We start from the raw sequence: 23,511 nt of genomic DNA on the forward strand, positions 1-23,511 counted from the left end.
GGCTCAGGCCCTTTCAAAGCCGCGGGCGATTTCCCAATCGGTCACGGCGCGGTCAAACTCTTCCTGCTCCCACTCGGCGCAGCGGGTGTAGTGGTCGACCACGTCGTCGCCCATCGCCGCCCGCAGCATAGCAGAGCCGCGCAGCGTTTCCGTCGCGGCGCGCAGCGTTTGGGGGATGTCGGCGGCCTTTGCATCCTCGTAGACGTCGCCCTTGGTCGGTGGGGCAAGCACCATCTTGTCCTCAATGCCCTTGATTCCTGCCGCCAACATCGCCGCCTGCGCCAGATAGGGGTTCAGGTCCGACCCGCCGATGCGGCATTCCACGCGCACGCCTTTCGTGCCATCGCCGCAAAGGCGGAAGCCTGCCGTGCGATTGTCCACCGACCAGACGGTTTTGGTGGGCGCAAAGGTGCCCTTGGCAAAACGCTTGTAGCTGTTCACATACGGGGCCAGGAAGAACGTATAGTCCGGCGCGTAGGCAATCAGCCCGGCCATATAGTGTTTCATCAGCTCGGACATGCCAAGGTCATCCTTCGCATCGTGGAAGGCAGGCGTGTCGCCTTGCCAGAGCGATTGATGCACATGAGAGGAGCTGCCGACCTTATTTGCCGCCCATTTCGGCAGGAAGCTTGCGGCATGCCCGCGTGCCCATGCGATCTCCTTGACGGCATGTTTCGCAATCGTGTGGTGATCGGCGCAATCCAGCGCTGCGGCGTAGCGAATGTTCAGCTCCTCCTGCCCAGTCTCCGCCTCGCCCTTTGTATTCTCCACCGGAATACCTGCGGCATAAAGGTGATTGCGCAGGGGCCGCATGATCCCTTCTTCCTTGGTGGTCTGCAGGATGTGGTAATCTTCGTTATATCCGCTGATCGGCGCCAGATCGCGGAAACCGCCCTTGCGGATCTCGTCATAGCTCTTCTCGAAGAGGAAGAACTCCAGCTCTGTCGCCATCATCGCGTCAAAACCAAGGGCCTCCAGTTGCGCGATCTGTTTTTTCAAAACCGCCCGTGGATCATGCGACACGGGCGCGTGGCTGTGATGATCAAGGATATCACAAAGCACCATGGCCGTGCCTTCCAACCAAGGCATGGGCCGGATGGTGTTCAGATCAGGTTGCATGACGTAGTCGCCATAGCCAGCCTGCCAGGACGTGGAGGCGTAGCCATCGGGCGTCGCCATCTCCAGATCGGTGGCCAGCAGGTAGTTGCAGCAATGTGTCTCGGCATGGGAGTGTTCCACGAAATTCGCCGCATGGAACCGTTTGCCCATCAGTCGCCCCTGCATGTCGACAAAACAGACCAGAACGGTGTCGATGCTGCCCTCCGCCACCTGCGATTTCAACTGCTCAAAGCTCAGCGTGCCTGCCATGGGATGTTCCGTTTTCTAGAGCGTTTTGATGTCTCTTGGGCATCGCTTATCACTTTTGGCGTTTGACCGAAGGGAAAGGCAGCGAAAAATAATCCCGAATGACATTGAAATGCTGTGGGTCGGGGGCGACGCGTGCCGCCCCCGGTTGGTTTAGGTGTAGCGGTAGGGCCGTCCGGCTTTTACCATATCCGCGTTGTACTTCTTGAAAATATCCACGACTTTCGCCTTGGTTTCGCTTTCAGCGGCAATCTCGTCCCAGAACTTCAGCGCCGCATCCTCGACCTGCTGCCATTCCGCATCCGGGATCGAGGTCAGCTCCATCTTGGTGCCATTGACCCGCAGATTGGCCTCGCCGCCCCAGTACCACCACTGGCGATAATAATGCGACTGGTCCATGCAGACCTTGAGCAGTTCCTGCAGATCCGGCGGCAGCGCATTGTAGCTTTCCATATTGGCAAAGAACGACCCCGCCCAGGCGCCAGAGATGTTGTTGGTCAGGAAATAGTTGGTCACATCCGCCCAGCCCACGGTGTAGTCCTCGGTGATGCCAGACCAGGCGATGCCATCAAGTTCACCGGTCTGCACGGCCACCTCGATGTCTTCCCAGGGCAGCGTCACCGGCACCACGCCGAACTGCGTCAGGAAACGCCCGGCGGTGGGGAAGGTGAAGACCCGCTTGCCCTTGAGATCCTCAAGGCTGTTGATCGGATCCTTGGTGGCAAAGTGGCAGGGATCCCACGCGCCCGCGGAGATGTGTTTGACCCCGACCGCGGAATATTCTTCGTCCCAGATCTCGTTCAGGCCGTACTGATTGAAGAGCACCGGTACATCCAAGCTATAGCGCGAGGCAAAGGGGAAATAACCTCCAAAGACAGTGACTTCGGTGGGGGAGGCCATGGAATCGTCATCCGACTGCACCGCGTCGATGGTCCCGTTCTGCATGGCGCGGAACAGTTCACCGGTGGGCACCAGCTGATCGGCAAAGAAGAGCTCGATCTGCATCCGATCCCCGGCGATCTTGTTGAAGCTGTCGATGGCGGGCTTGATCACATGTTCGGCCAATGCGGGGCCCGCATAGGTCTGCATCCGCCATTTGATCGTCGATTGCGCCAGCGCGGGTGCGGCCAGTGGGGCCGCCGCTGCCCCCGCCGCAGCGGTGGTGAGAAACTTACGTCTTGTCGTCATGGTGGTTCTCCTTGTTGAAATGAACGCCCCGTCGTCCGGGGTCTTGATTATTTTCCGTAAACATATTCTGGCAGCCACAGAGCGATCTGCGGGAAACTCATGATCAGAGCCAGACACACCAGCATCACGCCCACAAAGGGCAGAATGGAGCCATAAATGTCGCGCAGAGTAATCTCCGGCGGCGCCATCGCGCGCATCAGAAAGAGGTTATAGCCAAAGGGCGGCGTCATATAGGCGATCTGCGTGGTGATCGTGTAGAGCACCCCGTACCAGATCAGATCGAAGCCCAGAGCAGCAACCAGCGGCACGTAGAGGGGCGCGACGATCACCAGCATCGCCGTGTCATCGAGGAAGGTGCCCATCAGCAGAAAGCTCAACTGCATGAGGATCAGGATCATCCAGGGGTTCAGGCCCAACTGTTCCGTAAACAACTGATCGATAGCTTTTACCGCCCCCAGACCGTCGAAAACCGCACCAAACCCGAGGGCCGCGAGAATAATCCACATAAACATGCAGGAGATCGCCAGCGTCTGACGCACGGAGGTCTCGAAGACTGCGCGGTTCATCCGACCTTTAAGCACGGCGGCCATGAAGGCCGTGAGCGCGCCAATTGCCGAGCTTTCGACCAGAGATGTCCAGCCATTCACGAAAGGCACCATCATCGCCATGAAGATCACGATGGGCAGCAGCCCCGCACGCAGCAGCCGCAGTTTTTCGCCCATCGGCACGGTGCGCTCCTCGGGTGGCAACACGGGGCCCAAAGCGGGGTTCGCCTTGCAGCGCAGGTAGATGTAAAGAATGAAGGCCGCGGCCATCATCAGACCGGGCAGCACACCGGCGAGCCAGAGCTGCCCGACCGGCTGCCGCGCGATCATCGCATAGAGCACCAGCACCACCGAAGGCGGCACCAGGATCCCCAGCGACGAGCCTGCCTGGATCACCCCTGTGACCATCCGCTTGTCATAGCCCCGCCGCAAAAGTTCGGGCAGCGCAATTGTAGCACCAATGGCCATGCCTGCGACGCTCAACCCGTTCATGGCGGAGACCAGCACCATCAGCCCGATGGTCCCAATCGCCAGCCCACCCGATACCGGCCCCATCCAGACATGGAACATACGGTAGAGATCGTCGGCGATCTTGCTTTCCGACAACACGTAACCCATGAAAATGAACATCGGCAGGGTCAGTAGCGGATACCATTTCATCAGCTTCATGGCGGAGGAAAACGGGATGTTCACACCACCCGGTGTCCAGAGCAGCACCGCCGCGATCGCCGCCACGCCGCCAATGGCGCCAAACACGCGCTGACCGGTCATCAGCATCAGCATCATCGAGGCGAACATCAGGATCGCGATCATCTCATACGACATGCAAATCAACCTCGCGCAATGTCGCAATGTCCTTGATCAACTCGGAGATTGCCTGGAGCAGCATCAGAAAGAAGCCCACGATCATAACCACTTTGATTGGCCAGATGTAGGGCCGCCACGCGGTGCTGGAGCGCTCCAGCCGCCCGATCTCCTCCGACCCCGTCAGCAGGCCCGCGAAATAGCTAAGCGGCTCCTGGCCCCAATACCCCAATGAATAAGCGGTGGACCCGAGGCCGCCGTAGAGCAGAATGCCCAGATAGAAGATCAGCAACAGCACAGTGAAAGCATCGAACCACGCCTTCTTGCGCACCGACCAGTTGTGATAAAACAGGTCCATCCTCACATTCGCCCCCAATTGCACCGCATAGGGACCGCCCATGATGTAATAGGCGACCATCGCGAATTGCGCGATCTCAAGTGTCCAGAGCGAGGGGAGAAAGAACGTCTTGGAAATCGACGACCAGAGCAAGATGCCCATCATGACAAAGATGCCGTACATCATGACCCGCCCGATCCGGTAGTTCACCGCATCCACCACGCGCACGTAAAGCCCCGCCAGACGCCTCATGTCTGTGCCTCCACCGCGCGGATCGCCGCAATGGCCTGTTGCAGCCAGGGCGCGAGCATATCCGCGATGACCACCTGATCCTGAGATGTCGCGATCAGATCGTTGCGCACCTCCAGCATGACATTTGGCAGCCCCTGTTTGACCCCATGTTCCTTGAGCGTATGGGTCACGCCGTCCTGCGGGCCGTAAGGTTGATTGCGTTCGGTTTTCAGCGTGGTGTGTTCGGCGGCACGGGCCAGAATCGCATCGGCGAGCCTGGCATCGGCATCGTGAAGCACACCGAGCTGCACCCCGCGCGAGTGCCCCAGATAGACCGGCGTAAAACTATGAATGGTGATCAGCACATTTGCATGTGTGGCCTCCAGCGTTTCGGTGATGGCGGCCCTGAAGGGCGCATAGACGTCCGCGATACGCGCCGCTTGGTCGCGCGCGCTCAACGACGCATTGCCCGGAATATCGAACACTTCGCTGCGCGTTGGCATCGCGCCTGCAGCATCCGGTGGTCGATTGCAGTCATAGACCAGACGCGACACACCACCGGCCACCAGGGCTGCGTCCAGCACTTCCGACAACCGGCTTGCGACTCCCAACGCACCAGGGTCCCAGGCGACATGGCTTTGACGTACATCCTCACTCACACCCAAACCGGCGAATTTCGCGGGGATGTGATTGGACGCATGTTCGCAGACCAGCACAATGCCGGAAGCACCGCTCTTGCGGCTCACAATGGCTGGCCTCAAGCCCGCATCAGACGTGGTGTTTGGCGTCATTCGTCCCCCTGTTGGCACAAACTTCTTGCCGGATCGGGATTCTGTCAACACAATAATGAAACTATCCTTTCAGTTTGCATCGAACTGTAACAATACTCGTCAAAAAGAAGGCAGCGCCCTGTGGAAGACGCCGAACAGACCATCGCGGACCGTATTCAGGCCCGATTGGAAACCCTGACCCGCGCAGAGCGGCAATTGGCGCATTCAATTCTGGAAAACTATCCGGCCTCCGGTCTGGGCCCGATTTCGGCGCTGGCCAATGATGCGGACGTCTCAACCCCCACAGTGGCCCGAATGGTGCAGAAACTGGGGTTCAAGGGCTACCCCGAATTTCAGTCAGAGCTGCGTGAGGAACTGAAAGCGAAGGTCAAAAGCCCGATCGCCAAACACGACACCTGGGCCGAAGGCGCCCCATCGGGCCATATGCTCAACCGCTTCACCGAAGCGGTCATCGACAACATCCGCTATTCGCTTGGGCAGATCGACACAGGAGATTTCGATGCCGCCTGCGCGCAGCTCGCAGACACCACCTCAAAACTGCACATCGTCGGCGGGCGCATTACCCACACGATGGCGGAATATCTGTTTTTACACATGCAGATGATCCGCCCCGACGTGATCCACATTCAATCCACCTCGAACGCCTGGCCACACTATTTATTGGACGTGAAAGAGGACGATACCTTCGTGATCTTCGACGTGCGGCGGTATGAAAGCAACACGCTGAAACTGGCGGAAATGGCCCGCGGCAGGGGTGCGCGCATCATCCTGTTCACAGATCAATGGCGATCACCCATTCACAGCCTCGCGGATATCTGCTTTTCCAGCCGCATCGTTGTACCCTCGGCCTGGGATTCTGCGGCAACGACACTGCTTTTGGTCGAAACGGCCATTGCCGCCGTGCAGGATTTGATGTGGGCGGACACCAAGGAGCGCATGCAGACCCTTGAAGACATGTTCGATCAAACCAAACTCTTCCGCAAGTTCACCTGAGCGCTGCGAAGACCCCCCAGAGGAGGAATTCATATGACGGATCATAATCGACGCCCGCGCAACGGCCTGTCCCAAGTGATCGGCGACACCTCCGAGCCGTTGCTGAACCTCACCATTCCCGCATTGCTTGCGCGCACGGTTGCAGAACACCCCGACCACCCGGCGGCCGTCTTCCGCGCACAGGATATCCGCTGGACCTATGCCGAATTCAGCCAGGAGGTTGACCGCCTGGCCGGTGGCTTGCTGAAGCTTGGCCTCCAAAAGGGCGACCGCGTCGGCATTTGGTCACCAAATCGCGCGGAATGGCTGCTGACACAGTTCGCGACCGCCCGGATCGGCGCCATCCTGGTCTGCATCAACCCTGCCTATCGGCTCTCCGAGCTGGAATATGCGCTGAACAAGGTCGCCTGCACCGCGCTCATAACCGCCCGCGCGTTCAAGACCTCCGACTACACCGGCATGCTGGCGGCCCTCGCGCCGGAGTTGGAAACCGCGACCCCCGGCGCGCTCGCCGCCGCGCGCCTGCCCCATCTGCGCAGCATCATCGTCATGGGCGATGATATCCCGCCCGGCATGCTGAGTTTCGATGCGATCTGCGCTCAGGGCGATCAAACACCCGGCGCGGATCTTGACGCCATTTCCACGGCGCTTGACCCGCAGGACGTGATCAACATCCAATTCACCTCCGGCACCACGGGCAGCCCCAAAGGCGCCAGCCTGACCCACCACAACATTGTCAACAACGCCCATTTCGTCACCCAGGCCATGGCCTTCACACCCGCCGACAAGCTTTGCATTCCAGTGCCCTTCTATCACTGTTTCGGCATGGTCATGGGCACCTTGGGCTGCGTCACCAAAGCCGCCACAATCGTCGTGCCCGGCGAAGGGTTCGATCCAAAAGACACCCTCAGCACCGTATCAGACGAGGCCTGCACCGCGCTCTTCGGCGTGCCCACGATGTTCGTAAACGAATTGGCGCTGCCGGATTTTGACAGCTATAACCTGTCGACGCTGCGCACCGGCGTGATGGCTGGGGCGCCCTGCCCTATTGAAGTGATGAAACAGGTGCAATCCAAAATGCACATGCACCAGGTCACCATCTGTTACGGGATGACCGAAACCTCACCGGTATCTTTCCAGAGCAATGTGGATGACCCCCTGCACCAACGCGTCTCCTCCGTCGGGCGCATTCATCCCCATGTTGAGGTGCGTATTATCGATGACAAGGGTGAGACACGCCCGGTTGGCGCTCAGGGAGAACTGCTGACACGCGGCTACTCGGTGATGCGCGGCTACTGGGGCGAAGAGACCCAGACTGCCCGCAGCATCGACGCGGACGGGTGGATGCACACGGGCGACCTCGCCACTCTCGATGCCGAAGGCTATTGCGCGATCACCGGTCGGGTCAAAGACATTATCCTGCGGGGCGGCGAGAATGTCTACCCGCGCGAGATTGAAGAGTTTTTATATACACATCCTGATATCGCGCAGGCCCAAGTTTTCGGCATCCCCGACGATAAATTCGGCGAAATCGTCTGCGCCTGGATCGTTCCGAGAGAGGGCGCGCAGCTGACATCGAATGACGTGCGGCAGTTCTGCAAAGACAATATCGCGCATTTCAAGGTGCCTGCGCATGTGTCTTTCAAAGACGAGCTGCCGATGACGGTCACCGGCAAACCGCAAAAGTTCATCATGCGGGATCAGATGATCGCTGAGCTTGCCGCCGCGCTAGCACCGGACAAGACCTGAAAGGTCTGGTCCGGGACATGTCGTGCGGCGCAGCCGCGCCTTTGGATCAAAGCGACCTCAGGTTACACCGCACCTTCGTATTCACCGCGCGCCGGATAGTCGTTCTGGATTGCGAAATCCAACGCCCCCACCAATTCCGAGAAATGCGGCCGCACGAAAGGCATCGTCTGCACCGACCCATAGTAGAGTGTCTGCTGCGGCGTGATCATGAACAGCCCGGGCTCGGAAAAGAGCGCAGGCTCTTCGATCCCGATGGATGTCTTCCCCCGCGAGGTCGAAATATAAAGGCCCCATTCCTTTGCCTTGGCCAGGCTCAGATCATACCCGAACCGCAGCGCTTTTGCCCCGATCTTCTCGGCCATCGCCTGCGCGCGGTCCTCACCATCCGAACTGATCGCAATCGTGGTCACGCCGCGTTCGGCAAAATCCGCCGTTTTCTTCTCAAGTTCAGCCAGATAGGTGGCGCACAGCGGGCAATGCAGGCCGCGGTAAAAGCAGACAACCGTGCCCTTCTCCGCCCCATCCTTTGACAAATCAAACGTGCCGCCACCCAGGAGGGGCAGCAAAAGATCAGGGGTTTTCTGGCGTGGCATCAACATGTCTTGGTTTCCTTTCTCACTGGTTCAAAAAGTGACCTTTCACGAATGCGCGGACATGGCCAGTGCGCGGCGTTCACGTCTGCTTGTGTGATCTTACAGCCCGGCAAATGTCGCAGACGGACGCGCTCATTTCCCCAGCCCAGGGTTTTCTGGGCCTGATCGCTTATGAAAGACGCCGCCATGACCAACCCCTTTGATGCCGTTTCCGAATTTGTCTTTCGACCAAAAATTCCAGACACAGCACGACGCATGGCGGCGCTCCTGCTGATCGACACTTTGGGCGTCGCAGCCGGCGCACATGGCATGACCCCTTCCAGAATTGCACGCGACCATGCCGTGGATTTTCACGCCGCCAGCGCGCCGCAACATGCTGCGCCACTGCTCTTTGACGGCAGGCAGGCCTCCATTCCCGGTGCGGCCTTTGCCACCGCCACCCAGATCGATAATCTGGACGCGCACGATGGGTTCAACCCGGTCAAGGGACATATCGGCTGCGCCGTTGTGCCCGCGCTCTGCGCCTTTGCGTACCATGTACCGGACCTCACCGGCCAGCAGGCACTGGACATTCTGGCAATGTCCTACGAGATCGGCGCGCGGGCCGGATTGGCCCTGCATGCAACGGTCGCTGACTATCATACCTCCGGGGCCTGGAACGCGCTGGCCGTCGCCGCCATTGGCTGCCACTTGGGCGGTGCTTCGAAGGCGCAGTTGCGCGAGGCTCTGGGCATCGCCGAATACCACGGACCGCGTAGCCAGATGATGCGCGAAATTGCCAATCCGACCATGTTGCACGATGGCTCCGGCATGGGCGCCCTGACCGGATCCATGGCCACCCTGCTCGCCCTGCGCGGCTTTACCGGGGCCCCCGCGATCACCATCGAAGCGCCTGAAGCAGCACCTTTCTGGGCAGATCTGGGCACCCGCTGGACGATTGAAGAAAACTACATCAAGCCCTATCCGATCTGCCGCTGGGCACATGCACCTCTGGACGGGCTCGACCAGATCATGCGCGCGCATAACCTCTCCCACGATGAGATCAAATCTGTCCGCGTGGGCACTTTCGCCGAAAGTGCTGCCCTCTACCCGCATATGCCGGACACCACCGGTCAGGCCCAGTATTCTCTGCATTTCGCGCTGGCCACGCTGATGCGTCACGGCCAGGTCGGCCCGCAGCACATTGATGGCGCGGGGTTGAAGGACCAGCAGGTGGCGGAGCTTATCTCCCGCATTTCCGTACAGGTCGAGGACAGGCACAATGCCAGTTTCCCGAACCACCGGATGGCCGATGTCGCCGTGACCCTCAGGGATGGGCGTGTCTTTCATTCCGGCGATATCCACGCGCGCGGCGGGCTGGACGCGCCGATGGATGAGGCGGAGGTTGCGCAAAAATTCCGCAACTTTGCGCAGCCGACGCTTGGCAGTGAGCGAAGCGCCGCGATTTGGGCGATGCGTGAAAAGCTCCTTTTGCCCGACACGCAATTTGCCGAATTATCCGCTCTCTTGTCTCAGGCTCCTTAAGTGCGCCAGTTCAGCACACGTCGCTCAACCGCGCCAATGACCGCACTGACCATCACCCCCAGGACCGACAGAATGACCACACCAGCAAAGAGCCTTTCCAGATCATAAAGCGCACCGGCCTCCAGAATATAAGCGCCAATGCCATATTCCGCGCCCAGCATTTCCGCGGCCACCAGCAGGATGATCGCAATGGCCAGGCTGATGCGCAGCCCCGCCAGGATACCCGGCATTGCGCCGGGCAGAACGATCTTGCGCACAATCGACAGCCAGGAGAGCCCGAAGCTTTGCCCCATCCGGATCAGCGTACGGTCCACATTGTCCACCGCCGCATAGGTCGCAACGACCGTCGGGGTAAAGGTGCCAAAGGCGATCAGCGCGTATTTGCTGCCCTCATCAATCCCGAACCAGATCACGAAAAGCGGTAGCAGCGCGATCTTGGGGATCGGAAAAATCGCCGCAACAAGTGGCACCAGACCGGCGCGGATGTAGGAGAAGAGCCCCATCAAGAGCCCAACCCCGATACCCGCGACCGCACCAAACGCAGCCCCGATGGCGAGACGTGCCAGAGACGGCAACAGGTGCTTGAAGAGCAATCCCGATGCGTAAAGCTCTTGAAACGTCCATAAAACATCGCTGGGCCGCGGCAGGGTCAGCGGGGAAATCACGCCCGCGCGGGTCCCCCATTCTGCCAGAATCAGCAGCACCGCAAAAACGACAAATCCAACCCAACGCCGGGTAACCGGCGCAAATCCACCGCCGCGGAAGGTGACCTTTTGCACGGGCTCAGGCACCCAAAAGCTCCGCGTCCGCTGCCGCAGCCTCCGCGCGCATCACCTCCCAAAGGTGTTTTTGCTGCGCTTCCAGATCCGCGTCACCGTAGCCGCGTGCCCCGAGCGGTTTGTCCAATGTCACCACCTCGCGGATTTCGCCCGGACGCCGCGACAGAACCACAATCCGGTGCCCCAGCCGCACCGCTTCTGCGAGATTATGCGTGACATAAACGGCGGTAAACGGCGTGCGTGTCCACAGCCCGATCAGATCGTCCATCAGCAATTCGCGGGTTTGACTGTCGAGCGCAGAGAGCGGTTCATCCATCAGCATCACCGCCGGTTTGACCACCAGCGCCCGTGCAATCGCCACGCGCTGTTTCATGCCCCCGGACAGTTGCCGTGACAGCGCATCCGCGAATTCCGTCAGCCGCGTGCGGGCCAACACGTCGCGGATCATCGCATCCGCCTCGGCCTTGGCGATGTCGTGGTCTTCCAGCACCAGCGATACGTTTCCCGCAACCGATCGCCATGGCAGCAAGGCGAAATCCTGAAAGATATAGGTCAGCGGGTTGAGACAGCCGTCCGGTACCGCGCCGATTTGTGCAATCTCGCCCGTATCTGGCTGCTCCAGCCCGCCCATCATCCGCAACAATGTGGATTTGCCGCAGCCCGAGGGCCCGACGATACAGACGATCTGCCCCGCCGGGATCTCCAGATCAATGCCGCGCAACACTTCTCGGTCGCCATAGCGATGACCCACCCCGGTCAGACGGAGCTCCACCGGGCTTAGCTGCCGACCGTTTCAACGTAGGAGGTGTCGAGCAGAGTATCGAGTGAGATATCCATATCCACCAGCCCTTCGGACTGGAACCACGCCAATTGATCCGCCACAGAGGAGACGTTCAGCTTGGCGCCCTCATTGAGGCGCATGGTGCCGTTGATGATGGACGGCGCCGCCTTTTCGCGCGGGCGGTCGGTGTAGACATATTTGTGGATCAGATCGACCATCGCATCGATACCCTCATCGCCGCCGTCTTTGGCAATCATCGTGGCGTTGTAATCGGCAACACCCTTGGAATAGGCGGTCAGATAATCCTGTGTCAGTGCCTTTTCCTCGCTTGCATTGCGGGCCGAAGTGAAAACGGTCGTGACCTGATAATCCGGCAGATAATCCGCGATATTGCCAATGATATGCACGGCGCCGGAGCCTGCCAGCGGCTTGGCGATATGGGGCACAATCGACCAGGCATCGATCTGGCCGGATTTCAGCGCGCCGATGATCGCGCCGACCTTTTGCAGTGGCTTGAAGGACATCGAAACGCCTTCCGCAGCAGCCACCTTGGAGCCCATGTAATGGAAAGAAGAGCCCGCCGTCGACATGCCGAAGCTCTTGCCATCAAGGCCCGCAGGCGCGGTCAGACCCGCCTGAAAAGCGGCATCACTGGCGAGAATTTTCTGGCCATCGATCCCTGGTTCTTCAGACAGCGCGCCGCCGATGACCTTGATCGCCCCCTTGTCCGCCAGCGAGACCAATCCACCCGAAATCGCCGTCACTGCATAATCGACATCCCCGCTGGCGATGGCCACGGCCATGGGCTGCGCCGCCTGAAAGAATTTCAGCTCCACCTCCAACCCGGCATCGGCGAAATAGTTGCGTTCAAAGGCAATGAAGCTGCCCGAATGGCTGGTAAAACGCAGCGCGCCCACGGTGATCTTCTTGCCTGTGGCATAGGCCGGTGCGGCCAGCCCCACGGCGGTTGCGGCGCTCAGTGTTCCGATGGCCTGACGGCGATTGAATTTCAGCATGATGTCCTCCCGGGTGCTCTTCAAAAGACGCCTGCGCGCCGTTTGCGCAAAGCTTACCGCAAGCAGCCAAAGCTGCAAGCAGACAGTCCCCCTTGCCTCGCGTCCCGCGGCAGGGGTATAGCGCCTCTATCAAACCTCCACTGACAAGGTGCGCGCATGTCCTTTGACCGATCCCTGAAAATTGCCCCCTCGATCCTCTCTGCCGATTTCGCCAATTTTGGCGCGGAATGCGAGGCGATTGAGGCGCAGGGCGCGGATTGGGTACATGTCGATGTGATGGACGGTCATTTCGTGCCCAACATCACTTTTGGCCCGGCAACCTGCGCCGCGATCCGGCCGCATATCAAGGGTGTTATGGATGTGCATCTGATGGTTGCGCCGGTTGACCCCTATATCGAAGCTTTCGCGCAGGCGGGTGCCGATGTGATCACGGCCCATGTCGAGGCCGGCCCGCATATTCACCGCACCCTTCAGGCCATCCGTAGCGCGGGCGCGAAGGCCGGTGTCGCGTTGAATCCCGGCACGCCGGCAGCCGCTGTTGAATATCTGCTCGATATGGTCGATCTGATCTGCGTCATGACCGTGAACCCCGGTTTTGGCGGGCAGAAATTCATCCACAGCCAAGTCGAAAAAGTGCGCCAGCTGCGTGCGATGATTGGCGACCGGCCTGTGCACATCGAAATCGACGGCGGTGTCGACCCGACCACCGCACCTTTGGTCGCCAAGGCCGGTGCCGATGTGCTGGTGGCAGGCTCGGCGGTCTTCCGTGGCGGCTCGGTCAGCGACCCGGCCCCCTATGGCGCGAATATCCGGGCGATCAGAGAGGCGGCCGCGGGCACCTACGTCTGAGAGCCACATGCGAGGTCATGCGATCAGGCGGTCAGGTCAGTTGATCAGCAAAACTGTCTAGAAGTTTGTGTTTCAGGATTTTTCCCGTCGGGGCCGCGGGGAGCTGCGCCGCCAGCACGATGCGGCTTGGACGCTTGTATCCGGCCAGACGATCCTTGAGAAAATCGCGCAAAGCGTCGTTGGTCAGATCGCACCCCATCGCCACCTGCACAAAGGCCAGCACTTCTTCATCCCCTGAAGTCATGCGCCCGATCACCGCGGATTGAATGACCTGCGGATGGTCGTTGATCGCCGCTTCCACCTCCGGCGGGTAAACGTTGAAACCGCCGTGGATGATCAATTCCTTCGATCTGCCAAGAATATGCAGATGGCCCGCCGCATCGAATTTGCCCAGATCGCCCGTGTGCATCCACCCCTCGGCATCCAGCACCTGCGCGGTCTCGGCGGGATTGCGGAAGTATCCCAGCATGACGTGCGCGCCCCGTGTCAGCACTTCCCCCATACCCTCGCCACCGCCCGGCACGGTCTCGTCAATGCGCACCTCGACGCCCGGCAAAGGGGGGCCAACAGAAATGTCTGCGGACCCCAGCGGGTTGTTTGTAATGGAGACGCCTGCCGTGGTTTCGGTCATGCCGTATCCATTTTGCAGCGGCACACCATAGAAGGCTTCGGCCTTACGCTTCCATGCGGGATCCAGAGGTGCGGCCCCGGAGGACACATAGCGCAGATCATCCGAGCCAAGTTGGTCATATCCCTGCTCAGCGGTGTATTGCATCAACAAGGCATGCATCTGCGGCACGGCAGACAGCAGCGTCACCCCTTTGCGCAGCGCGGTATAGAGCTTTTCCGCCGAAAACCGCGCTTCGAACCGGATCTGGGCCCCGGTGTAGACGGCTGCCGTCACAATTGATGCCAGACCAAAGACATGGGTGATGGGCAGGACGCCGTAGATCACATCGTCGGCTGTCATCCCGCGCAGATTGGCCGACGCCATACCGCCAAACGCGAGGTTTTCATGACTAAGCATCACCCCTTTCGGCGCACCGGTTGTGCCTGTGGTGTAAAGCAGCACCGCGATGCGCGCATCGTCTTCGGCGGGTGAGGCAGGCCGCGTCGCTATATGAACGGTGCCAAAAACCGCCGCGCAGGGCATCGCCGCCAGCCGCTTTGCATGCGCGCGCGCCTCGGGCGACACATCGGTTGTTAGGACGATGACAGCGGGGGTGGCATGATCCAGAATGCGCGTCACTTCGGAGGTGGATTGGCGCGCATTGACCGGCACGGCAATCGCCCCGATCCGCCAGCAGCCAAACAGAAAGGCGACGGCGGCGGTGCAGTTTTCACAGAGGATGACAACGCGGTCGCCAACCCGGCAACCCCGCTGCGACAGGCCATCGGCGGCGGCAACGGCGGCGGTTTCCAAATCCCGCCAGGTCCATGCCACACCGGTGCCATCCGTCATGGCCAAGGCATCAGGCCGCCGCGCGACCTGATCCGCGAGGAAGCGATGCGCCCGCGCGGTCATTCCGCCGCCTTCGGCATCGGCATCACGCCGGCCAAACGCTGCTGCGCGGCCACCGCCTGCGCCTCGATGCGCTCAATGATGTCCGCCATCGGTTCAATCCGGTCGGTCAGCCCCAAAGCATGCCCGGCGGAGAGCAACCCGCGGCTGACATCCCCGGTCTCATAGGCTTTGCGCCCGATCTGGCCGGACACCAGCGGCATCAGATCCTGAATGGTGATGTCCGGCACCTCCGCTTCCATGCGCATCACCTCAGCCGTGGTGTCATTGGCGAGGGTCCGGACCGTGTTGCGCAGGGATCCCATGGTCAGCACCGTGTCGCGCTCCGTCGCCTCCACCAGCGCCTGCTTGTATCCCTCATGCGCACAAAGCTCCTGGGACACCAACAGCCGCGTGCCCATCACGACGCCCGCTGCCCCCATGCCCAAAGCCGCAATCAGCTGGCTGCCGTGTCCGACACCGCCGCCAATGAGAAACGGGATGTCCAACGCATCGCCCGCCATGGCGCCATTCACAAACGACCCGATCATATCCATCCCCGGATGTCCGCCGCATTCCGCACCGACAATAGAAACCATATCGACGCCGACCGCCTGCGCCTTGAGCGCATAGCGCACGGCGGGCACCTTGTGCAGCACGGTCAGACCCAGATCTTTCAGCAGCGGGATGTAAGGTTCAGGATTACGCCCGGAGGTTTCGACAACATGGACGCCCTCATCAGCGATGAGACGGAAGATATCCTCCGTCTGATCCCCCGGCACAAGCTTGGGCAGCATCGAGACGTTCACCCCAAAAGGCAGGTCGCCGCAGGCCTTGCGCGCCGCTCTGATTTCGGCGCGCAGGGCGTCGCGCTCCGGAAAACTCGCCGCCGTGATGAAGCCCATGATCCCCGCTTGTGCCGCCGCCGTGACATAGGGCGCGTTAGCCAGCCACTGCAACCCGCCCGCCACGATGGGCCGTTTGATACCCAATCGGCGGGTCAGTTCGGTGTCCCAAATCATAGACCAAACCTCGGCGCGCGTTTTTCCAGAAAGGCCGCGATCCCTTCGGCGGCCTCGTCACCACCTGCTGCGCGGGCCATGGCATCGCGTTCCGCATCCAATTGCGCAGCCTCGGTGGTTTCATAAGCCTGCGCCACAAGGCTTCGGATCACCCCATGTGCCGCGCGCGGGCCTTCTGCCAGCCTGTCCGCCAGAGACATTGCGGCATGCAGCGCTTCGCCGGGCGGCGTGGTTTCATTCACCGCCCCAAGCGCCATCATTCGTTCCGCCGATATCGGATGCGCCAACAAGCACATCTCCATCGCCAGAGGACGCGGCAGGCACCGTGCCAGAGAGGCCGTGAGACCTGCGTCCGGCACCAGCCCTGCCTTAACATAGGCGGCGGTAAATTCCGCACCCTCTGCTGCGACGATAAGATCGCAGGCCAAGGCCAGCGACAGCCCGGCCCCCGCTGCACCGCCCTCAACTGCCGCAATCAAGGGCACCGGACAGTCACGCATCGCCCGCACAAGCGCGTGCAGCTCATCCACCTTTTCGCAGCGTTCGGGTTCGGTCAGCTGGCGCCGTTCGATAAGGACGTTCAGATCGCCACCGGCGCAGAAAAAATCCCCTTCCGAGGTCAGGATCACGGCCCGGATGCGCGGTGCCTGCGCCTGGACCATCGCTTGTGCAATGCAATCGTAAAGCGCCGGGCTCAGCGCCCCACGCCGCGCCGCATTGCCGTTCCAGATGATCAGGCGATCGCCTTTGTCTTCGATCCGCGCCATTACGATACCCTTTTGAAAACGCCCGGGGCCTTGGCGATCAACGCGCCCGCTGCGTCGCGCAGCTCTGCATCCGCACAGACAATCTTGCGCCCGCCGCCCGAGATCGTACCCCTGGCCACAACGCGCCCCTCATGCACGGCGGCCATAAATTGCGTGGTGAGCGAAACCGTGACCACGCGTGCCAGCTCATCACCACCAAAATGAAGCGAGGCCGCAAATCCCGCAGCGCTGTCGAGCATCATCGCGATGATCCCGCCGTGCAGGCTTTCGTTACGGTTCAGATGCGGGGCCGCGATGTCGAGCACGACTTCCGCGCGCCCGGCCGCGCGCTCCAGATCGACCCGGTAGCCGATCAGACCCTGCGCCCCGCTGATCGGAAAGTCAGGCGGCGGAGAGGGCAATGAACCGCTCCAGATGATGATCGCAATCGCCGAAGCGATGCTCCGCCATCACGATACGTTTCGCAATATGCGCCAGTTCGTATTCCTGTGTCATTGCGATACCGCCGTGCATTTGAATGCTGTCCTCGGCGACCAGGCGGCCCGCGCGTCCCAGCAGATTTTTGGCCGCCGACACATGCCGTTCGCGGAGGACGCGATCCTGTTCCAGATGGCCCGCCGCGTTGATCACGGCGGAACGCGCCTGCTCCATCTCGATCAACAGATCGGACATGCGGTGGGCCAGCGCCTGAAAGCTACCGATGGGGCGACCAAACTGCTTGCGGGTCATCAGATACTCCCGCGTCAGGGCGGTGGCAGTTTCCATCGCGCCGAGCGTTTCCGCACACATCGCGACGTTTGCCGCGGCGATGCGGCTTTCGATGGCGGCAAAGGCCTGCCCTGTCGCACCGAGCCGTGTCGAAGTGGGCAGGGTGACATCTTCCAGGATCACTTCACCCGCCCGGCCACCGGCCAGCAGCGCGTAGCCCTGCACGCTCAGCCCTTGTGCATCTTTTGGCACCAGAAAGAGGGAAATGCCCGTTTCGTCATCAATCGCCCCATGTTCACGCGCTGAAACGACGATACAATCCGCCGCCTCCGCGTTGACCACAACCGTCTTGCGCCCGTTCAGCACGAGATCCTCGCCCTGCGCAATGGCCGACGTCTGGACACGGCTCAGATCGTAGCGGCTGGTGGGTTCACCATGGGCAAAGGCGAGCTGCAGGGTGCCGCTGATGACCTCCGCCACCCGGCAGATCTGATCGGTGCCGCCCAATGCGGCAATCAACCCTCCGGCCAGAACGCCAGTGTCCAGAAACGGCTCCACCACACCCGCGCGCCCAAGTTCCTCAAAGACAACCGCGAGATCGAACCCCTGCCCGCCAAAACCGCCCTGCTCTTCGGTAAAAAGCGCGCCGATCACGCCAAGATCGGCAAGGTCTTTCCAAAGCGCCGCGGACATGCCGGTATCACTTTCAAGGATATCGTTGCGGGTTTTGGTGGTGTAGCGATCCGCCAGAAACCGCCGCAAGCTATCCTGCAGCATCTGCCGCTCTTCGGTGAGATCAAAGTTCATTTGCCACCTCCCAGCATCGATTTGGCGATGATCTGGCGCTGGATTTCGTTGGACCCTCCGAAGATCGAAAGCTTGCGATTGTTGAAATACTGTTTTGCCACCGGACCTGCCTGCAGCGGATCGGGCAGCGCATCGTTGGCGCCCGCCACCGCCTCCGATGCAAAGGGCATCGCATAGACACCCGCGGCCCGGCGGGCCAGATCATTGATCTCCTGCCGGATGATCGTGCCCTTGACTTTCAGCATTGAGCTTTCCACGCCCGGCGCCTGCCCGGCAGCGGCCCTGGAGATGATGCGCAGGTTGGTCGTGGACATCGCCATCAGATCAATCTCCACCTGCGCCAGACGCGCGGCAAAATGCGGATTTTCGATCAGCGGCCTGCCACCCGCCATCTCGGATTTCGCGATCCGTTTCACCGCCGCCAGCCCGGCCTGAGAGAACCCGACACCGGCGATATTCGTGCGCTCGTGGGTCAGCAGATATTTCGCGTAGGTCCAGCCCTTGTTTTCCTCGCCCACCAGATTTTCCACAGGGACGCGCACGTCCGTGAACCAGACCTCGTTCACCTCAGCCCCGCCATCCAGCAGCACGATCGGGCGCACCTCGATGCCCGGTGTGTTCATGTCGATCAGTAGAAAAGAAATACCTTCCTGTTGCTTGACGTCCTTGTTCGTGCGCACCAGGCAGAAAATCATATTCGCGTGCTGACCCAGCGTCGTCCACGTCTTCTGACCGTTCACAACGTAGTGGTCACCATCACGCACCGCGGCCGTTGTCAGTGACGCCAGATCAGACCCGGCGCCCGGTTCGGAATAGCCCTGACACCACCAATCCGCGCCCGACAGGATGCGTGGCAACCAATGGTCCTGCTGCGCTTTGGAACCGAACTTCTGCAAAACCGGGCCCAGCATCGACAGCCCGAAGGGCACGATGCGCGGCGCGTAGGCCAATGCGCATGCGTCCTCGAAAATGTGACGTTGCACCGCGTTCCACTCCGCCCCACCAAAGGCTTTAGGCCAATTCGGTGCCAGCCAGCCCTTCGCGTTCAGGATGGTGTGCCAGCGTTCATGATCGGCCTTTGACAGGGCGATGCCCGCGCGCACCTTATCCGAGAGCTCAGACGGTAGGTGTGCGTCCAGAAAACCGTGCACGTCATCACGGAAGGCCAGTTCTTCGTCGCTATAGCTCAGATCCATATGCCACCCTCACTGATAAATTTCGAATAGTCCCGCAGCCCCCATGCCGCCACCGATGCACATCGTGACAACGCCCAGCTTGGCACCGCGCCGCCTGCCCTCGCGCAAAAGATGCCCGGCCAGCCGCGCACCGGTCATTCCGAACGGATGCCCGATGGCGATGGATCCGCCGTTGACGTTGAACTTTTCGGGATCGATGCCCAGCCTGTCGCGACAATAAAGCGCCTGACTGGCAAAGGCTTCGTTGAGCTCCCAAAGATCGATGTCATCCACTGACAGACCATGGCGTTCCAGCAATCGCGGCACGGAAAAGACCGGACCGATGCCCATCTCATCCGGCGCACAGCCCGCAACAGCGAAGCCCTTGAACGCTCCCAGGGGTTCGACACCCTCGCGCTCGGCCTCGCCTGCATCCATCAGAACAAGCGCGGCTGCGCCATCGGACAACTGGCTCGCATTCCCGGCCGTCACAAACCCGGCGTCGCGCACCGGGTCGAGCTTTGCCAGACCCTCCTGCGTTGTGTTTGGCCGGTTGCATTCGTCCCGTGCGACCGTCACGGCATGCATTGAAACCTCTTTGGTTTCCTTGTCCTGCACCGCCATCGTCGTTTGCATGGGCACGATTTCCATATCGAACAAACCCTCTTCCTGCGCTGCGGCAATCCGCATCTGACTGCGCAGGCCATATGCATCCTGTGCGTCGCGGCTGATGTTATAGCGCTTAGCAACAATGTCCGCCGTGTCGATCATGGCCATGTAGACATCGGGCTGGTGCTCCAGCAGCCATGCCTCAGGCGTGGCTTCGGTCTTGGGCTGCACCAGTGAAATGCTCTCGACCCCGCCCGCAACAATCGGTCCGGTGCCATCAACCGTGATCGCATGTGCCGCCATCGCAATGGCCTGCAAACCGGAGGCACAGTAGCGGTTCACCGTCATGCCGGAGGTGGTGATTGGCAGCCCGCCGCGCAGGGCGATCTGGCGCGCGATGTTCTGGCCGGTTGCGCCTTCGGGAAAACCGCAGCCGATGATGCAGTCTTCGATCCGGTCGGGCGCGATACCCGCCCGCGCGACCGCTGCGGCCACCACATGCCCGCCCATCGTCGCCCCATGCGTCTGATTGAACGACCCCCGGTAGGATTTCGCAAGGCCCGTCCGCGCGGCGGAGACGATAACGGCTTCCTTCATGGTTCAGCCTTCCTTGTTCAGATCGTCAAAGCTGCGACCCTCAGCCACCAGCTCCTGCAGGAGCGGCGCGGGTTGCCAGAAATAGTCGTCCTCCTGCGCGTAGCGTTCGATATCAGACAAGAGCGCGGGCAATCCCACCAGATCCGCCCACTTCAGCGGCCCGCCCCAATAGCGCGGGAACCCATAACCGAAGAGCAGCACCATATCGGCATCAAGCGGGCGGCGCGCGATGCCTTCTCCCACCACTTTCGCCGCCTCATTGGCCATCGCCGCCATGTAGCGGCGCACGATCTCTTCATCGGTGAAGTCGCGCGGCGTGAGGCCTAGATCCGCCCGCTCCGTTTCGATCAGTGTCATGACCTCCGGGTTCGGCACACCACCGCGTTTGCCCTTTTCGTAAATGTAAAATCCTTTGCCGGTTTTCTGCCCGAAATGCCCTGCTTCACAGAGCTTATCCGGGTACCGGCCCACCCGCTCGCGCGCATCCCGTGTGGGCGCCAGCCGTTTCCGCATGGCCCAACCGATGTCCAGCCCGGCCAGATCCGCGACGGCATAAGGCCCCATCGCGAAACCGAAACCGGTCAGGGCCGCATCGATCTGAAACGGGGTCGCACCATCCAGGATCATGTGATCTGCCGCCGTGCGGTAGGTGCTGAGAATTCGGTTGCCGATGAACCCGTCACAGACCCCGGCGCGCACCGAGACCTTGCCCATGCGCTTGCCCAGCGCAAACCCGGTCGCCACGACCTCGGGCGCGGTCTGATCGGCCACAACCACTTCCAGCAGCTTCATGACATGTGCGGGCGAAAAGAAATGCAGCCCGATCACATCACCCGGGCGGGACGTGCTTGCTGCGATTTCGTTCACATCCAGATAGGAGGTGTTGGTGGCCAGAACCGCACCCGGTTTGCAAACCTCATCCAATTGCCGGAAGACGGATTTCTTGACATCCATCTCCTCAAACACCGCCTCGATCACCAGATCGGCCTCTTTCAGCGCGCTGTAATCGGTGGCCATGGTGAGCGCGCTGCCCAGCATCTCATCATGCGTTTCCTGCGTGATCTTTCCGCGTTTCAAAGCGCCTGCAAGGTTGCCCGCGATCCGCGCCTTTGCGGCCTCAGCCGCCGCTTCATCCCGTTCGATCAGCGTAACACGCAAACCCGCCAGCAAGGCGGCTGTTGCAATGCCTGCCCCCATCGTCCCGCCGCCAATCACCCCAACCGCCTCCACCGGCCGCGGCGCGATACCCTTGAGCTCAGGCAGATTGCTGACCGCCCTTTCGGAGAAAAACGCATGGATCATGCCCTGGCGCTGATCCGTTTGCATCAGATCGCGGAACATCTGCCGTTCCGCCTTGAGCCCCTCGGCAAACGACATCTCGACACTGGCCTGCACCGCGCGCACCGCTTGTGCGGGCGAAATCTGGCCGCGCCCCTTTTTCAATACGGCATCGTAGGCTTCATCCCAATCAATCGCCTCCGGTGCCGGCATCTCGCTGACGGGTCGGCGGTGCGCGCCCTGAGCCAGCAAATCATTGGTATACTCCAGACCAACGGTTTGCGGATCCCCCGCTGCCACCTTGTCGATGACCCGGATGCTCAACGCCTCGGGCGCTTTGACGTGCCGTCCGGATGTGATCATGTCGATGGCAGCCGGAACGCCGGTGATCCGGGGCAGACGCTGTGTGCCACCCGCCCCCGGAATGAGGCCAAGATGCACTTCCGGCAGCCCCACACGCGCCTCCGGCTGGGCGATCCGGTAATGCGCCGACAGTGCCACCTCCAGACCGCCGCCCAGGCTGACGCCGTGCATTGAGGCAACCACCAGGAGCGGCGAGTCTTCAATCCGGTTGCACACATCCGGCAGGTGCGGCGCCAGCGGCGTTTTGCCAAATTCCTTGATGTCGGCGCCCGCGATAAAGGCGCGCCCGTCCCCAACAATCAGCACCGCTTTGACACCGGTCTCCGCCTCGGCACGGTCCACCCCGGCCATCAACCCGCTGCGCACCTCTTGGCTGAGCGCGTTGACCGGCGGGTTCTGAAGCCGCAACACGGCGATATCACCATGGCGCTCATAAGCGATTTTATCTGTCATCAACTCTCTCTTCGTTCCGCTGATCGCCACCAGAGCACTAAGCAGGAGGTGCTCATGGCAATTTCAAAGACAGAATACGGACGGTGACAGAATTAACAATCGCTGCGGCGCCAACTAGCGCCGATAGATGAAACACCGCCCCGGCACGGCCTCCGGCGGCAGGTCAATCTCGGTCAGCTCATCAAAATACATCCGGTCACTGGAAACCATCACCCCGCCCGGCGCCAACAAAGGGGCAATCAAGGGAGAGATTTTCCGCGCAAAGATATCGTTCTTCTCGGCATTATGTCCGCCCAGGTCCGCGTGGATCAGACGTGCGGTTGCCCCGAATTGCTTCAAGGCGGCGGGCAGGGTTTCGAAGACGTCGCCCAGAAACACGCGATCATCGGGGGGCGTGCTGTCGGGGTGCGAGGCCACCGCCCGCTCGAACACATAGATGTCCCGGGCGGGTAAAATCTCGCACATGTGGTGATAGGTCCGCCCATTGCCCAGGCCCAACTCAAAAACCGAGCCGCGCAGGTCCCTGGTCAACACCGCGGCGTGATTCAAACACGCGCGCTGTGAAACCATTCGATTGATGAAGAGATCCAGGCGGCTCATTGTCGGTACCTTTGCAAAATTGTCACCTTCACATGCCTCTTTTGAATGAAAATTGGTAGCGCAAAGGGGCTCACGTATCTGTGCGC

Annotated in this window: 22 protein-coding genes; 4 read left to right on the forward strand and 18 right to left on the reverse strand. The window is 60.9% G+C overall.

The window, feature by feature from the left end; all coding sequences use genetic code 11:
* Positions 1-3: 3 nt before the first annotated feature.
* From Q1A63_RS15880 to Q1A63_RS15900, 5 genes are all read right to left on the reverse strand, one after another.
* Positions 4-1,368, reverse strand: coding sequence for a glutamine synthetase family protein (locus tag Q1A63_RS15880; protein WP_298974209.1), 1,365 nt, complete (start codon positions 1,366-1,368; stop codon positions 4-6).
* Between the two features lie 150 nt (positions 1,369-1,518).
* Positions 1,519-2,553: a TRAP transporter substrate-binding protein gene (locus Q1A63_RS15885; protein WP_298974212.1), complete on the reverse strand. Its 1,035-nt coding sequence runs from the start codon at positions 2,551-2,553 to the stop codon at positions 1,519-1,521.
* 47 nt (positions 2,554-2,600) lie between these two features.
* Positions 2,601-3,923, reverse strand: coding sequence for a TRAP transporter large permease subunit (locus Q1A63_RS15890; protein WP_298974214.1), 1,323 nt, complete (start codon positions 3,921-3,923; stop codon positions 2,601-2,603).
* On the reverse strand, positions 3,913-4,491 hold the full coding sequence (locus Q1A63_RS15895; protein ID WP_298974216.1) for a TRAP transporter small permease subunit: 579 nt from the start codon (positions 4,489-4,491) through the stop codon (positions 3,913-3,915). The genes Q1A63_RS15890 and Q1A63_RS15895 overlap by 11 nt, the downstream gene beginning before the upstream one ends.
* Positions 4,488-5,261: an N-formylglutamate amidohydrolase gene (locus Q1A63_RS15900; RefSeq protein WP_298974218.1), complete on the reverse strand. Its 774-nt coding sequence runs from the start codon at positions 5,259-5,261 to the stop codon at positions 4,488-4,490. The genes Q1A63_RS15895 and Q1A63_RS15900 overlap by 4 nt, the downstream gene beginning before the upstream one ends.
* Positions 5,262-5,381: 120 nt before the next feature.
* Between Q1A63_RS15900 and Q1A63_RS15905 the strand changes: the two genes are divergently transcribed.
* Both Q1A63_RS15905 and Q1A63_RS15910 read left to right on the forward strand, forming a co-directional pair.
* A complete protein-coding gene (locus Q1A63_RS15905; RefSeq protein ID WP_298974219.1) occupies positions 5,382-6,254 on the forward strand; it encodes a MurR/RpiR family transcriptional regulator in 873 nt (290 codons plus the stop codon).
* Between the two features lie 33 nt (positions 6,255-6,287).
* Positions 6,288-8,003, forward strand: coding sequence for an AMP-binding protein (locus Q1A63_RS15910; RefSeq protein WP_298974221.1), 1,716 nt, complete (start codon positions 6,288-6,290; stop codon positions 8,001-8,003).
* Positions 8,004-8,065: 62 nt separating this feature from the next.
* Here Q1A63_RS15910 and Q1A63_RS15915 read toward each other — a convergent pair whose 3' ends face one another.
* The gene (locus tag Q1A63_RS15915) at positions 8,066-8,602 is read right to left on the reverse strand and encodes a peroxiredoxin-like family protein (RefSeq protein WP_298974224.1); all 537 of its coding nucleotides are present in this window, start codon (positions 8,600-8,602) and stop codon (positions 8,066-8,068) included.
* Positions 8,603-8,767: 165 nt separating this feature from the next.
* On the opposite strand from Q1A63_RS15915, the gene Q1A63_RS15920 reads away from it, so the two are divergent.
* Positions 8,768-10,120 (forward strand): MmgE/PrpD family protein, encoded by a 1,353-nt coding sequence (locus Q1A63_RS15920; protein ID WP_299632219.1) that lies wholly within the window; start codon positions 8,768-8,770, stop codon positions 10,118-10,120.
* Here Q1A63_RS15920 and Q1A63_RS15925 read toward each other — a convergent pair.
* From Q1A63_RS15925 to Q1A63_RS15935, 3 genes are read right to left on the reverse strand one after another with little or no spacing between them, the layout of a single operon-like run.
* Complete coding sequence (locus Q1A63_RS15925) at positions 10,117-10,911, reverse strand: ABC transporter permease (RefSeq protein ID WP_298974227.1); 795 nt, start codon at positions 10,909-10,911, stop codon at positions 10,117-10,119. The two genes, Q1A63_RS15920 and Q1A63_RS15925, sit on opposite strands and share 4 nt — an antisense overlap.
* Complete coding sequence (locus Q1A63_RS15930; RefSeq protein WP_298974229.1) at positions 10,904-11,671, reverse strand: ABC transporter ATP-binding protein; 768 nt, start codon at positions 11,669-11,671, stop codon at positions 10,904-10,906. Before Q1A63_RS15930 ends, Q1A63_RS15925 begins: the two co-directional genes overlap by 8 nt.
* Before the next feature lie 5 nt (positions 11,672-11,676).
* Positions 11,677-12,696, reverse strand: a complete 1,020-nt coding sequence (locus Q1A63_RS15935) for an ABC transporter substrate-binding protein (RefSeq protein ID WP_298974231.1) — start codon at positions 12,694-12,696, stop codon at positions 11,677-11,679.
* A gap of 156 nt (positions 12,697-12,852) precedes the next feature.
* Here Q1A63_RS15935 and rpe point away from each other — a divergent pair, with 156 nt between their 5' ends.
* Entirely contained in the window at positions 12,853-13,545 is a 693-nt protein-coding gene (gene rpe / locus Q1A63_RS15940; protein ID WP_298974232.1) for a ribulose-phosphate 3-epimerase, read from the forward strand.
* Between the two features lie 31 nt (positions 13,546-13,576).
* Here the strand turns inward: rpe and Q1A63_RS15945 are convergent, their stop codons facing one another.
* From Q1A63_RS15945 to Q1A63_RS15985, 9 genes are all read right to left on the reverse strand, one after another.
* Entirely contained in the window at positions 13,577-15,070 is a 1,494-nt protein-coding gene (locus tag Q1A63_RS15945) for a class I adenylate-forming enzyme family protein (protein ID WP_298974233.1), read from the reverse strand.
* Positions 15,067-16,068: a nitronate monooxygenase gene (locus tag Q1A63_RS15950; protein WP_298974235.1), complete on the reverse strand. Its 1,002-nt coding sequence runs from the start codon at positions 16,066-16,068 to the stop codon at positions 15,067-15,069. Before Q1A63_RS15950 ends, Q1A63_RS15945 begins: the two co-directional genes overlap by 4 nt.
* On the reverse strand, positions 16,065-16,835 hold the full coding sequence (locus Q1A63_RS15955; protein WP_298974237.1) for an oxepin-CoA hydrolase, alternative type: 771 nt from the start codon (positions 16,833-16,835) through the stop codon (positions 16,065-16,067). The genes Q1A63_RS15950 and Q1A63_RS15955 overlap by 4 nt, the downstream gene beginning before the upstream one ends.
* Positions 16,835-17,236, reverse strand: coding sequence for a PaaI family thioesterase (locus Q1A63_RS15960; RefSeq protein ID WP_298974238.1), 402 nt, complete (start codon positions 17,234-17,236; stop codon positions 16,835-16,837). The genes Q1A63_RS15955 and Q1A63_RS15960 overlap by 1 nt, the downstream gene beginning before the upstream one ends.
* The gene (locus Q1A63_RS15965) at positions 17,217-18,350 is read right to left on the reverse strand and encodes an acyl-CoA dehydrogenase (protein WP_298974240.1); all 1,134 of its coding nucleotides are present in this window, start codon (positions 18,348-18,350) and stop codon (positions 17,217-17,219) included. The genes Q1A63_RS15960 and Q1A63_RS15965 overlap by 20 nt, the downstream gene beginning before the upstream one ends.
* Positions 18,347-19,546, reverse strand: a complete 1,200-nt coding sequence (locus Q1A63_RS15970; protein ID WP_298974241.1) for an acyl-CoA dehydrogenase family protein — start codon at positions 19,544-19,546, stop codon at positions 18,347-18,349. Before Q1A63_RS15970 ends, Q1A63_RS15965 begins: the two co-directional genes overlap by 4 nt.
* Positions 19,547-19,555: 9 nt before the next feature.
* Positions 19,556-20,731 carry an acetyl-CoA C-acyltransferase gene (locus tag Q1A63_RS15975; RefSeq protein ID WP_299632220.1) on the reverse strand — a complete coding sequence of 392 codons (1,176 nt, stop codon included), beginning with the start codon at positions 20,729-20,731 and terminating at the stop codon, positions 19,556-19,558.
* Positions 20,732-20,734: 3 nt separating this feature from the next.
* On the reverse strand, positions 20,735-22,825 hold the full coding sequence (locus Q1A63_RS15980; protein WP_299632221.1) for an FAD-dependent oxidoreductase: 2,091 nt from the start codon (positions 22,823-22,825) through the stop codon (positions 20,735-20,737).
* A 114-nt stretch (positions 22,826-22,939) separates the two neighbouring features.
* Positions 22,940-23,425: a class I SAM-dependent methyltransferase gene (locus Q1A63_RS15985; protein WP_299632222.1), complete on the reverse strand. Its 486-nt coding sequence runs from the start codon at positions 23,423-23,425 to the stop codon at positions 22,940-22,942.
* Positions 23,426-23,511: the final 86 nt, after the last annotated feature.

This window comes from uncultured Roseobacter sp., assembly GCF_947499265.1.
In the GTDB taxonomy this organism is placed as follows: Bacteria; Pseudomonadota; Alphaproteobacteria; order Rhodobacterales; family Rhodobacteraceae; genus Roseobacter.

Coding starts and splice junctions, on each gene's coding strand:
- Q1A63_RS15880 (WP_298974209.1), bottom strand. CDS start 1,368: ATGGCAGGCACGCTGAGCTTTGAGCAGTTGAAATCGCAGGTGGCGGAG.
- Q1A63_RS15885 (WP_298974212.1), bottom strand. CDS start 2,553: ATGACGACAAGACGTAAGTTTCTCACCACCGCTGCGGCGGGGGCAGCG.
- Q1A63_RS15890 (WP_298974214.1), bottom strand. CDS start 3,923: ATGTCGTATGAGATGATCGCGATCCTGATGTTCGCCTCGATGATGCTG.
- Q1A63_RS15895 (WP_298974216.1), bottom strand. CDS start 4,491: ATGAGGCGTCTGGCGGGGCTTTACGTGCGCGTGGTGGATGCGGTGAAC.
- Q1A63_RS15900 (WP_298974218.1), bottom strand. CDS start 5,261: ATGACGCCAAACACCACGTCTGATGCGGGCTTGAGGCCAGCCATTGTG.
- Q1A63_RS15910 (WP_298974221.1), top strand. CDS start 6,288: ATGACGGATCATAATCGACGCCCGCGCAACGGCCTGTCCCAAGTGATC.
- Q1A63_RS15915 (WP_298974224.1), bottom strand. CDS start 8,602: ATGTTGATGCCACGCCAGAAAACCCCTGATCTTTTGCTGCCCCTCCTG.
- Q1A63_RS15920 (WP_299632219.1), top strand. CDS start 8,768: ATGAAAGACGCCGCCATGACCAACCCCTTTGATGCCGTTTCCGAATTT.
- Q1A63_RS15935 (WP_298974231.1), bottom strand. CDS start 12,696: ATGCTGAAATTCAATCGCCGTCAGGCCATCGGAACACTGAGCGCCGCA.
- rpe (WP_298974232.1), top strand. CDS start 12,853: ATGTCCTTTGACCGATCCCTGAAAATTGCCCCCTCGATCCTCTCTGCC.
- Q1A63_RS15945 (WP_298974233.1), bottom strand. CDS start 15,070: ATGACCGCGCGGGCGCATCGCTTCCTCGCGGATCAGGTCGCGCGGCGG.
- Q1A63_RS15950 (WP_298974235.1), bottom strand. CDS start 16,068: ATGATTTGGGACACCGAACTGACCCGCCGATTGGGTATCAAACGGCCC.
- Q1A63_RS15955 (WP_298974237.1), bottom strand. CDS start 16,835: ATGGCGCGGATCGAAGACAAAGGCGATCGCCTGATCATCTGGAACGGC.
- Q1A63_RS15965 (WP_298974240.1), bottom strand. CDS start 18,350: ATGAACTTTGATCTCACCGAAGAGCGGCAGATGCTGCAGGATAGCTTG.
- Q1A63_RS15970 (WP_298974241.1), bottom strand. CDS start 19,546: ATGGATCTGAGCTATAGCGACGAAGAACTGGCCTTCCGTGATGACGTG.
- Q1A63_RS15975 (WP_299632220.1), bottom strand. CDS start 20,731: ATGAAGGAAGCCGTTATCGTCTCCGCCGCGCGGACGGGCCTTGCGAAA.
- Q1A63_RS15980 (WP_299632221.1), bottom strand. CDS start 22,825: ATGACAGATAAAATCGCTTATGAGCGCCATGGTGATATCGCCGTGTTG.
- Q1A63_RS15985 (WP_299632222.1), bottom strand. CDS start 23,425: ATGAGCCGCCTGGATCTCTTCATCAATCGAATGGTTTCACAGCGCGCG.